The sequence below is a fragment of the Streptomyces beijiangensis genome (genome assembly GCF_017315755.1).
Classification (GTDB): Bacteria; Actinomycetota; Actinomycetes; order Streptomycetales; family Streptomycetaceae; genus Streptomyces; species Streptomyces beijiangensis.
Genome location: NZ_JAFLRJ010000341.1, coordinates 1 through 10456 on the forward strand (window position 1 = coordinate 1; position 10456 = coordinate 10456).

Below are 10456 nucleotides of genomic sequence, written 5' to 3' on the forward strand. Positions count from 1 at the left end.
GGCCACGGTCTCCTCCTCGCCGGCGCGCCCCACGGCCACCAGGACGCAGGTGTCGCCCCTGGCCGCGTCACGGACGTCAAGACCCACCTCCGTGCCCCAGGCCGCCGGCTCCGCCGCCACGACCGCCGACACCCCGGTCGTCGGGTCGGTGCCGGCCCACCGCTCCGTGCCGGGGGCGCCGCCCGCATCCGACCGTACGACGGCGAAGGAACCGCCCGCGGCCAGAACGGCGGCCGCGGCCACCAGCGCGAGACGTCGTCTGCGGCCGGTCCGGTGGCCCGCCTCCAGCCGGCCGAGCAGCCGGTGCAGCAGTCGCCCGCCGTCCGGGACCACCGGCTCCCTCGCGGCGGGCGTGCTCCGCGCATAGGCGGCGAGATGCTCCTCGACCCGCCCGAACTCGCCCAGCAGCGCGGCGCAGTACGGGCAGTCCACGAGATGGTCCTCGAAGCGGAAGGCATCGGCCTCACCCAGTACACCGAGCGCATAGGCGCCGACGTCGTGATGGAGTTCCAGCGACCTCATGCCGTCGTCCTTTCAGCTCACCCCCAGATACGCACCGCAACGCCGAATCACTCACGCCCCACACCGCCTACACTCCGGCCTCATGCTGCGCGTACTGGCCGTCGACGACGAGGAGCCGGCCCTCGAAGAGCTCCTCTACCTGCTCCGCTCCGACCCCCGGATACGCAGCGCCGAGGGCGCGACCAGCGCCACCGAGGCGCTGCGCCGGATCGGGGACGCCCTCGGAGCGGGACCCGACGACGACGCCGCCGTCGACGTCGCCTTCCTCGACATCCACATGGCCGGACTCACCGGACTCGACATCGCCCGGCTCCTCGCGGGCTTCGCCAGGCCTCCGCTCATCGTCTTCGTCACCGCCCATGAGGGCTTCGCCGTCCAGGCCTTCGACCTCAAGGCCGTCGACTACGTACTCAAACCGGTCCGCCGCGAGAGGCTCGCCGAGGCCGTGCGCCGTGTCGCCGAACTCGTCGCCGGCGGCCAGGCCCCGGCACCAGTCCTGGACACCGCGGCCGACCAGATACCCGTCGAACTCGGCGGCATCATCCGCTTCCTCGCGGTCGCCGACATCGCCTACGCCGAGGCCCAGGGCGACTACGCCCGTCTGCACACCGCCGAAGGCAGCCATCTCGTGCGCATCCCGCTCACCACGCTGGAGGAGCGCTGGCGCTCCCGCGGTTTCGTACGGATCCACCGCAGCCACCTCGTCGCCCTCTCCCGGATCGACGAACTCCGTCTCGACGCGGGCAGTATGAGCGTGCGCATCGGCGGGGCCGAACTCGCCGTCAGCCGACGGCATGCCCGCTCCCTGCGCGATCTCCTCCTGCGCTAGGCCGCGCTCGGAGCGCGGCCGGCCGGTCGCTGACCAGGCCCTTCCCGCAGGACCGCACCGCTGCGTACACTCCGCGCCATGTCCGTAGAGCCCGCACCCCGACGTGAGCGCGTGACGGGCGAGCCCCGGCGCGTGCGACCGCTGCCCCGCTACCGCGCGCAGTCGGAGATCGACGAGCAGACCGCGCTCGGCGGGGCCTATGTGCGCTCGCTCATCCGCAGCCAACTGCGCGCAGGACTGACCGCCTTCGCGTTCCTCGCACTCCTCGCGGGCACCCTCCCGCTCGCCTTCGCCGCACTGCGCAGCGCCACCGCGGTCTGGCTGGTCCTCGGCTTCGGTGCGTACCCGCTGCTCACCCTCATCGCCTGGTGGTACGTCCGCAGGGCCGAGCGCAACGAGCGCGACTTCGCCCGTCTCGTGGAAGGCCGCCCCGCCCCGTGAGCCAGACCTATGCGGTGGTGGCGGTGACCGTCGTCGTCCTCGCCACCGTCCTCATCGGCGGCTTCGGCCTGCGCATATCCCGTACCACCTCGGACTTCTACGTCGCCTCGCGCACGGTGGGCCCCCGCCTCAACGCCGCCGCGATCAGCGGCGAGTACCTCTCCGCCGCCTCCTTCCTCGGCATCGCGGGCCTCGTCCTCGTCCACGGCCCCGACATGCTCTGGTACCCGGTCGGCTACACCGCCGGATACCTGGTCCTGCTGCTCTTCGTCGCCGCCCCGCTGCGCCGCTCCGGCGCGTACACGCTCCCCGACTTCGCCGAGGGCCGCCTGGAGTCCCAGGCCGTACGGAGACTGGTGAGCGTCTTCGTCATCGGCGCGGGCTGGCTCTATCTGGTGCCCCAGCTCCAGGGCGCCGGACTCACCCTGGCCATCCTCACCGGCGCCCCCGACTGGCTGGGCCCCGCCGTCGTCGCCACCGTCGTCGTCCTGGCGGTCGCCGCGGGCGGCATGCGGTCCATCACCTTCGTCCAGGCCTTCCAGTACTGGCTCAAGCTCACCGCGCTCCTGGTCCCCGCGCTCTTCCTGGTGCTGGCCTGGCAGGACGACGGCCGTCCCAGCGTCCCGGCAGGTTTTCCCGCAGGGGTCCCCGCGCTCTCCATCGCCAACAGCCTGGGCAGGGCCGACCATCCGCTCTACGCCACATACGGACTGATCGTGGCGACCTTCCTCGGCACCATGGGCCTGCCCCACGTCGTCGTCCGCTTCTACACCAGCCCCGACGGGCGCTCCGCCCGCCGCACCACCGTCGTCGTCCTCGCACTGATCGGGGGCTTCTATCTGCTGCCGCCCGTCTACGGCGCGCTGGGACGCCTGTACGCCTCCGAGCTCTCGCTCACCGGGGACGCGGACGCCACCGTGCTGCTGCTCCCCGACCGGATGATCGGCGGTGTCGGCGGAGACCTGCTGGGCGCGCTCGTCGCGGGCGGGGCCTTCGCCGCCTTCCTCTCCACCGCCTCCGGGCTCACCATGGCCGTCGCGGGGGTCCTCACCCAGGAGTCGCGCGGTGTACGCCACTTCCGCCTCGCCACCCTCCTGGCCATGGCGATCCCGCTCGCGGGCGCCCTGCTGACCACCGGCGTCCCGGTCGCCGACGCCGTCGGCATGGCCTTCGCCGTCTCCGCGTCGTCCTTCTGCCCGCTCCTGGTGCTCGGCATCTGGTGGCGGCGGCTCACCCCGCCGGGAGCGGTCGCCGGACTGCTGCTCGGCGGCGGCTCCGCGCTGATCGCCGTCTCGGTCACCATGAGCGGCGCCGTCCCGCCGGGCTGGCCGCACACCCTGCTCGCCTGGCCCGCCGTCTGGTCCGTCCCCGTCGGTTTCCTCGCGATGGTCCTGGTGTCCCTCGCCACCCCCGCCAGGATCCCGCCGGGCACCCACGCGGCCATGACCCGCTTCCACCTCCCGGAGGCGCTGAGATGAGCGGGGAGGCGGCCGCCGCGCTGATCGTCCTGGGGCCGCTGCTGCTCGCGGGAGGCTTCGTCCTCGGCCGCCGTACGCGTCCCACCCGTACGAGCGACGTCGGAACCCCCGTCGAGCGCGCCACCTTCGAGACGCTCCACACCGCGTCGCTCGCCGCACCGCCGCTCCGGGCGGGACTCACCGAGGAGAGCGCGCGCAAGGCAGCCCGCCGGCTGCGCACGCTGCTCGGCACGGACGCGCTGTGTCTGACCGACGGCGAGAAGGTCCTCGCCTGGGACGGTACGGGGGACCACCACTCCGGGCAGCTGATGGACCAGGTCGCCGGCCTCCTCGACACCGGCAGGGACAAGGCCTTCCCCACTGCCTGCGACGACCTCGACTGCCCGCTGCGCTGGGCGGTGGCCGTGCCGCTGACCGTCGACCACCGTGTGCTGGGATCGCTGGTCGCCTACGCGCCGCGCGAGTCCGCGGTGCTCGCCCGGGCTGCGGGGGAGGTGGCCCGCTGGGTCTCCGTGCAGCTGGAGCTCGCCGAACTCGACCGCTCCCGCACCCAGTTGATCGAGGCGGAGATCAAGGCCCTGCGTGCCCAGATCTCCCCGCACTTCATCTTCAACTCGCTCGCCGCCATCGCCTCGTTCGTACGGACCGACCCCGAGCGCGCCCGTGAACTCCTCCTGGAATTCGCCGACTTCACCCGCTACTCCTTCCGCAGGCGCGGGGACTTCACCACCCTCGCCGACGAACTCCACTCCATCGACCAGTACCTGGCGCTCGTACGGGCCCGCTTCGGGGCGCGTCTCACGGTGACCCTCCAGGTCGCGCCGGAAGTCCTGCCCGTGGCCCTGCCCTTCCTCTGCCTGCAGCCCCTCGTGGAGAACGCCGTCAAGCACGGCCTGGAGGGCGCGGTCACCCGGAGCCGGATCACCATCAGCGCGCTCGACGCGGGCGCCGAGGCCGAAGTGGTCATCGAGGACGACGGCACGGGCATGGATCCGGAGCGGCTGCGCAGCATCCTGCGCGGGGAGGGCGGCGACTCCTCCGGCATCGGGCTGCTCAACGTGGACGAGCGACTGCGACAGGTCTACGGCGACGCCTACGGCCTGGTCATCGACACGGGCGCTGGTGCGGGCATGAAAGTCACGGTGCGCATACCGAAGTACCGTGCGGGTGTGCACGGTTCGTAACCTGCCGCCTGCTCAGAACAGGTGGATCGCCAGATGGCCCAGCGGTAGCCCCAGCTGCCAGGCCGGGGTCCACACCTGCGGACCGTCCTCCTCCTCGGGCAGGACCCCCGGCACCACGGCGTCGAGATCGGCCGCGAGCAGCTCGGTCTCCTGGAGCCACCGCCACGCCGCCCGCGCCAGCGGCAGATCGGGGCCGCCCCCTTCCTCGCGTTCTTCCCGCATCCGGATCTGCTCGAGCCGCCGGCAGACCCACTCCCGCCACCGGGTGTTGTACGCGGTGAGCGCCAGCCACTCGTCGAGACGGGTCACCACACGGACGCCGCCCACCGCGCCGTCCGACAGGAAGATGGTCAGCGCAAGGGCGTCCCGCCCCGCCCGGAACTCCAGCGTCGTGGGCGGCATCAGATCGCCGGTGCGCAGCAATTCGTCAGCGATGTACTCGGCGTACATCCATGCCATCGGCACCAGCAGCTCTTCACCACTGGTCCCGTTCGTACTCTCGGGACGCATCCCGTCTCGCCTCTTTCATCTCTCGACCAGGCAACTCCGTGGAGCATTGAACCGGGACCGGAGCGGCCACGTGGCCATAAGGACAGGATTAGTCATCGAAGCCGAGGCCGCCCATGACCGACGCCCCCAAGCCGGGCCCGCATGTACGTGCGCTCCTCGGCGCGTACGTCCTGAGCGCACTGGCGCCCGACGAGGACAGCCGGGTGGCGGCCCATCTGCAGCACTGCGACGCGTGCGGCGCCGCCTACCTGGAGGTCGCGGAGACGCCGTCGCTGCTCGCCCTCTCCAGCGAGGAGGAACTGCTCGGGGACGAGGATCCGTAACCGGGCAGCCGGCGTCCCAGCACCCGCAGAGCGTAGTACGAACGGGACTTGACGGTCCCCGCGGGGATGCCGAGCACTTCGGCCGCCTCGTTGACGCTCAGCCCCCGGAAGTAGATCTGCACCAGCACAGCCCGGTGCTCGGGGCTCAGTGCCCGCACCGCGTCCCGCACGTCCAGCGCCGCCGCCGATCGCTCGGTGAGGTCGCCGCCGGCCGCGGTGGTCTCCAGAACGGCGTCGTGCACCTCGGTGGGCCGGGCGAGCCGGGAGCGCCGGGCGTCGATCGCCAGCCTGCGCGCGACGGTGAACAGCCAGGGGCGCATGGACTCATGGGGTCCGTCGAAGGCCTCCGGGTGCTGCCACGCGCGTACCAGCGTCTCCTGCAGGAGGTCCTCGGCCCGCTGCCGGTCCCCGTACGTCAGACCCAGCAGGAAGTGCAGGAGCGCGGGCCCGTGCGCGCGGTGCAGTTCGACGAGGGCGCGTTCGTCGGTTGAGCGGGGTATCGATGTGATGGTCACGCGCGTATGGCAGCGCAGGCGCGCGGCCGGGGACAGCACTCGCGCAACGCTGTGCGACAAGCGGTTGAACGGTGCGGCGAGCGGCACGCCGAACGGTCGCACCGTCGGCCGTGATGCTTGACCGGGAGCCCCGCCACCGGCCCAATGCGGATATGACGAAGCGCACGCCACAGCGGCTGGCCGCCGCGGCCGCCGTACTGCTCGCAGCGGCCACGGCCTGCACCGCCCGGCATGACACGGCCCGTCCGGCTGCGCACCACGCGCACCAGGACTCCGAACGACCCGCATCACCGGGGACGGCCGGCGGGCCCGCGGTACAGCGCGGGTTCACGCTGGTCGCGACGGGCGACGTACTCCCGCACACCTCGATCATCGAACGCGCGCACAAGGACGCGGGCGGGCGGGGCTACGACTTCCGCCCCATGCTCGCCGCCGTGAAACCCCTCGTCTCCCGGGCCGATCTGGCGATCTGTCACATGGAGACGGTGTACGGCGCGAACGGCGGCCCGTACACCGGCTGGCCCACCTTCAAGTCCCCGCCGCAGGTCGCCGCGGCGCTCGCGGCCACCGGCTACGACTCCTGCTCGGCCGCGTCGAACCACACCCTCGACGACGGCGCCGCGGGCATCCGCAGAACCCTGGGCGCGCTGGACGCGGCAGGCGTCGCCCACACCGGCTCGGGCCGTACGGCGGCCGAATCGGCGCGCCCGGCCTGGCTGAAGGCGGGAAGCGCCAAGGTCGCCCAGCTCGCGTACACCTACGACACGAACGGCTTCCCACAGCCCGATGGGCAGCCCTGGGCGGTCCACCTCATCGACGAGCAACGGATCGTCGCGGACGCCAGAGCGGCGCGCAGGGCGGGCGCGGACGTGGTCGTCGTCAGCATCCACTGGGGCACGGAGTGGCAGGACGCACCGAACGACCAGCAGCTGACCCTGGGCCGGGCGCTCACCGCGTCGAAGACCGCGGGCCGCCCCGACATCGATCTGATCCTCGGCACGCACGCACACATCCCGCAGGCGTACGAGAAGGTCAACGGCACCTGGATCATCTACGGGATGGGCGACCAGATCGCGGGCGAGATGTTCAACCCCAGCGGCGCCCAGGACGACCGCGGCAACGAGAGCTCCATCGGCCGCTTCACCTTCGCCCCGCCCGCACGGCCCGGCAGGCGCTGGACGGTGACGAAGGCCGAGTTCGTCCCGCAGTGGATGGACCTCACCGTGGAGCGGGTGGTGAGTCTCCCCGAGGCTCTGCGGCGCCACCCGGGCCGGGCCGACTACCGCGCCGCGCAGCAGGCGGTCCGCAAGGCGGTGCTGAGCAGGGGTGCGGCGGCCGACGGTCTGACCATGGCGGGGGAGTGAGGGTTACGGCACGACGGTGACGGGCCAGCGCCCGGCCTTGACCAGGCGCACGGCCACGGACCCGACGATGCGGTGCCCGGCGGACTCCGACGCCCCGACGACGACGGCGTCCGCCTTGAGCTCGTCGGCGGCGGTGACCAGACCGTTGTACGGATCCCCGCGGAAGGTGTGGAACTCCCAGCGCACGTTGAAGATCCCCTTCATGCGCTCGACGGCGTCGCGGATCTCCGCCACGAGCCCCTCGGCGATCTGTGCGGTGGTGTCCGACACGGGCGCGCCCATCGCGGCTCCGGCGGAGAGCACCGGCTGTACGTAGACGATGGCGAGCAGTGCGTTCTGCCGCCGGGCGAGCCCACTGGCGTACGCGGCGGCGCGCATCGAGGACTCGGATCCGTCCAGGCCGACGACGATCACTTTCGGGCCGTCCGTGCCGCGCTCGAACTGCTGCCGCTCATGCTGCTGATCTGTCACGGCAGGAGGCTATCGGCTGATCGCGAATCCGTCCCCATCAGGTGTTCTATTCGCGTCCGTCGCGCTGGGGAGTGACCACCAGGAAGGCGTCCGAGGCCAAGTCCATCACCACGGTCGCCTTGACCCCGGCGCGGCGCTGCTCCTCCGCGAACTCCTCCGCGGGCCAGCTTCCGTGGGGTCCTCCGGCAGGGAACTTCTCCAGCACTCGCCGCGACGTCATGACGACAACACCTCCACCAGGGCGTACATGTCAGTATCAGGCGCTTGCCCCGTTCGTGATGGTTCAAGCACATGAGGTCATCCGCATTCCGGCGACCCCCTATCGTGGTCGCATGTCCGAAGCCGTGCTCCGTATCGTCTCCCGCTCCTCTCCCATGGCCCTCGCCCAAGTGGAGCGGGTGCGGGCCGAATTGGCCGTACTCCATCCGGGTCTGCGCACCGAGGTGGTGCCCGTCACCACGTCAGGCGACCGCTGGATGGGTGACCTGGCGAAACTGGGCGGCAAGGGCGCCTTCACCAAGGAGGTCGATGCCGCGCTGCTCGCCGGCGAGGCCGACCTCGCGGTGCACTGCGTCAAGGACGTCCCGGCCGACCGTCCGCTCCCTGCGGGCACGGTCTTCGCGGCCTTCCTCAAGCGCGACGACATCCGCGACGCCCTGATCCACCCCGGCGGCCGCACTCTCGACGAGCTCCCGGCGGGCACCCGTATCGGCACGTCGTCGGTCCGCCGCATCGCCCAACTGGCCGCTTCCCACCCGCACCTGGAGTGCGTGCCGATGCGCGGCAACGCCAACCGCCGCCTGGAGAAACTGGTGGCGGGCGAGGCGGACGCACTGCTGCTCGCGGTGTCGGGCCTCGAAAGGATCGCCCGTACGGACGTGATCACCGAGACCCTGTCGGTGGAGACGATGTGCCCGCCGATCGGTGCGGGCGTCCTCGCGCTCCAGTGCCGCGAGGACGACACGGCAACGATCGACGCGGTCAGCGGCCTGGGCGACCCCACGGCGTGGAAGGAGGCCACCGCCGAACGGATGTTCCTCCACGTACTCCAAGGCCACTGCAACAGCCCCATCGCGGGCTACGCACACACCGAGCGCGGCGGTGAACTCTCCCTCCGTGCGAAGGTGTTCACCCCGGACGGCAAAACAGTCCTGAACGCCCATGAATGGGCGGGCCCCCTGGACCCGGCGACCCTGGGCACCTCGGTGGCGGTGGCACTCCTCCGCCAGGGAGCGCGCGACCTGATCGACGGCATCGCGCACTGAAGACCCTCGTTGTCAGTGGCCGGTTCTAGGCTGTTCCCAACAGTCCAACGAGCAATGGGGATTGCTGAGACTGCTGCCGCCCTGCCCCGGTCCTCGGACCGGGGCAGGGCACTCCTCACACGGACCGGCGCCTGACCCCCGCGAGCATGCGGCGCATTCCCCATACGTGACCGCGCGTTCCGATGACCAGTCCCCGGTAGACGGCTCCGGCCGGGCCGGGGAACACTGCCCGGGTCTCGGCGCGCAGCAGGGTGGCTCCCGGACCGGCGGGTTCGAAGCGGAAGATCAGGGCGTACGTCGAGAAGCGGTGGCGGCCCTCCAGGGCCAGCTCGTGGCCCGGCACCGCGGAAACCACCCGGAATCCGGGAAACGTCGAGCCCTCGGCGATCGGACGCGGGCCGGACCTCGTGGTGTCGGTGGCACCGATAAGCCTGGTGTAACGGGACGCCCCCGGACCCGAGAAGGTCCCGTCCAGGGTCTCGCCCAGACCGCGCCAGACGTGATCGGCCCCTGCCGCGATGACGATGGTGTGCTCGTCGACGTACGGCAGCGAATCGGTCGCCATGAGCGCCTCCGTGGTCCGGGTCGGTTCCTTCTCCCCGCACCGTAGGCGACGCGCGTGTCTCGCACCGCTCTTCATCTACACGCCCGGGAACAGGTCGAGGAACGGCGCCGCGGTGGCTGCGATGCCGCGGCCGAACGGTGAGTCGAAGTCCCAGATGAGAAAGAGCAGGAAGGCGATCAGGGCGGAGAAGAGGCCCGCCAGGAGGAGTTCGCTGGGGGAGCGGCGGATCTGCAGGGTGAAGATCAGGCCGACCGTGACCAGGGCCCCGGTGATCAGACCGAACCAGACGACCCCTGGCATGGTGGCGCCTGCGCTCTGGCCGCGGGCCCCTCTTGCGTCGTCGGCCGCCGCGACCTGGTCGACCAGCGGCTGGTACGCCTGCCCCTCGTGGTCGGTCTTCGGCTGGTAGTCGGTGACGTCGCGGCGCACCTGGGTGAGGAGCTGGGTTCCCTTGTCGGTGAGGTCGCCGTGGTCGGCCATGTGCTTCCACTCGGTGTCGATCACATAGGTGACATAGGCGTTGACGTCGGTGCGGATACGTCCGCGGACCTCGGCGGGGTAGACCTCCGAACGGACGTCGACCTCATGGAGGGCCTGGGCCTCCTGGCGTACGGATTCCTGGGCCGCGCTGCGCGCCTCCCAGACGCCGGCGATGGCCAGACCCAGGACGATCGCGTAGACCACGCCGATCATCATCGTCATGTACTCGATGACGTCGGGGGTCTCGGTGGGGTCGTCGTCATCACCGATGCGCCGGTTGTTGATGAGGGTGATCGTCAGGACGACGGCGCAGGCGGCGGCCATCGCGATGGAGAGAACGAGCCATTCCGACATGGGTGTCTCCGTCGGTCAACGGGAGGAACGGGGGCGCAGCACGGCGACCGCGAAGACCGCGGGAGCCGTGATGAGAAGGGTCAGGGAGACCAGGGAAGGGCTGGTCGAGGCCTTCTTGCGGGGCGGACTGTGGTACGCGGGGAGCGCGATCCGGG

The 10456-nt window shown here is 71.4% G+C and carries 14 protein-coding genes; 7 read left to right on the forward strand and 7 right to left on the reverse strand.

The window, feature by feature from the left end:
* Positions 1-522: hypothetical protein (locus J0695_RS29930; protein WP_206967273.1), on the reverse strand; the 522-nt coding region annotated here is incomplete at its 3' end.
* Between the two features lie 82 nt (positions 523-604).
* Between J0695_RS29930 and J0695_RS29935 the strand changes: the two genes are divergently transcribed.
* The 4 genes from J0695_RS29935 (at position 605) to J0695_RS29950 (ending at position 4454) form a co-directional block, all read left to right on the forward strand.
* Positions 605-1351 carry a LytR/AlgR family response regulator transcription factor gene (locus tag J0695_RS29935; protein WP_206967275.1) on the forward strand — a complete coding sequence of 249 codons (747 nt, stop codon included), beginning with the start codon at positions 605-607 and terminating at the stop codon, positions 1349-1351.
* 78 nt (positions 1352-1429) lie between these two features.
* Complete coding sequence (locus J0695_RS29940) at positions 1430-1792, forward strand: DUF485 domain-containing protein (protein ID WP_206967277.1); 363 nt, start codon at positions 1430-1432, stop codon at positions 1790-1792.
* Positions 1789-3270: a sodium/solute symporter gene (locus tag J0695_RS29945; RefSeq protein ID WP_206967279.1), complete on the forward strand. Its 1482-nt coding sequence runs from the start codon at positions 1789-1791 to the stop codon at positions 3268-3270. The genes J0695_RS29940 and J0695_RS29945 overlap by 4 nt, the downstream gene beginning before the upstream one ends.
* Entirely contained in the window at positions 3267-4454 is a 1188-nt protein-coding gene (locus J0695_RS29950) for a sensor histidine kinase (protein WP_206967281.1), read from the forward strand. Before J0695_RS29945 ends, J0695_RS29950 begins: the two co-directional genes overlap by 4 nt.
* Positions 4455-4466: 12 nt before the next feature.
* Here the strand turns inward: J0695_RS29950 and J0695_RS29955 are convergent, their stop codons facing one another.
* Positions 4467-4964, reverse strand: coding sequence for a hypothetical protein (locus J0695_RS29955; RefSeq protein ID WP_206967283.1), 498 nt, complete (start codon positions 4962-4964; stop codon positions 4467-4469).
* A gap of 113 nt (positions 4965-5077) precedes the next feature.
* On the opposite strand from J0695_RS29955, the gene J0695_RS29960 reads away from it, so the two are divergent.
* Positions 5078-5287 (forward strand): zf-HC2 domain-containing protein, encoded by a 210-nt coding sequence (locus tag J0695_RS29960; RefSeq protein ID WP_206967285.1) that lies wholly within the window; start codon positions 5078-5080, stop codon positions 5285-5287.
* On the opposite strand, the gene J0695_RS29965 is transcribed toward J0695_RS29960, so the two are convergent.
* Positions 5209-5802, reverse strand: a complete 594-nt coding sequence (locus J0695_RS29965) for a sigma-70 family RNA polymerase sigma factor (RefSeq protein ID WP_206967287.1) — start codon at positions 5800-5802, stop codon at positions 5209-5211. The two genes, J0695_RS29960 and J0695_RS29965, sit on opposite strands and share 79 nt — an antisense overlap.
* Positions 5803-5954: 152 nt before the next feature.
* Between J0695_RS29965 and J0695_RS29970 the strand changes: the two genes are divergently transcribed.
* Positions 5955-7166 carry a CapA family protein gene (locus tag J0695_RS29970; protein ID WP_206967289.1) on the forward strand — a complete coding sequence of 404 codons (1212 nt, stop codon included), beginning with the start codon at positions 5955-5957 and terminating at the stop codon, positions 7164-7166.
* Between the two features lie 3 nt (positions 7167-7169).
* Here the strand turns inward: J0695_RS29970 and J0695_RS29975 are convergent, their stop codons facing one another.
* Positions 7170-7637, reverse strand: a complete 468-nt coding sequence (locus J0695_RS29975; RefSeq protein ID WP_206967291.1) for a universal stress protein — start codon at positions 7635-7637, stop codon at positions 7170-7172.
* A 46-nt stretch (positions 7638-7683) separates the two neighbouring features.
* On the reverse strand, positions 7684-7857 hold the full coding sequence (locus J0695_RS29980; protein ID WP_206967293.1) for a DUF8839 family protein: 174 nt from the start codon (positions 7855-7857) through the stop codon (positions 7684-7686).
* Between the two features lie 112 nt (positions 7858-7969).
* On the opposite strand from J0695_RS29980, the gene hemC reads away from it, so the two are divergent.
* Positions 7970-8902: a hydroxymethylbilane synthase gene (hemC, locus tag J0695_RS29985; RefSeq protein WP_206967295.1), complete on the forward strand. Its 933-nt coding sequence runs from the start codon at positions 7970-7972 to the stop codon at positions 8900-8902.
* A 115-nt stretch (positions 8903-9017) separates the two neighbouring features.
* On the opposite strand, the gene J0695_RS29990 is transcribed toward hemC, so the two are convergent.
* Together J0695_RS29990 and J0695_RS29995 are read right to left on the reverse strand one after the other, a co-directional pair.
* Positions 9018-9467 carry a hypothetical protein gene (locus J0695_RS29990; protein ID WP_206967297.1) on the reverse strand — a complete coding sequence of 150 codons (450 nt, stop codon included), beginning with the start codon at positions 9465-9467 and terminating at the stop codon, positions 9018-9020.
* Between the two features lie 75 nt (positions 9468-9542).
* Positions 9543-10301, reverse strand: coding sequence for a bestrophin-like domain (locus tag J0695_RS29995; RefSeq protein ID WP_206967299.1), 759 nt, complete (start codon positions 10299-10301; stop codon positions 9543-9545).
* Between the last annotated feature and the right edge of the window lie 155 nt (positions 10302-10456).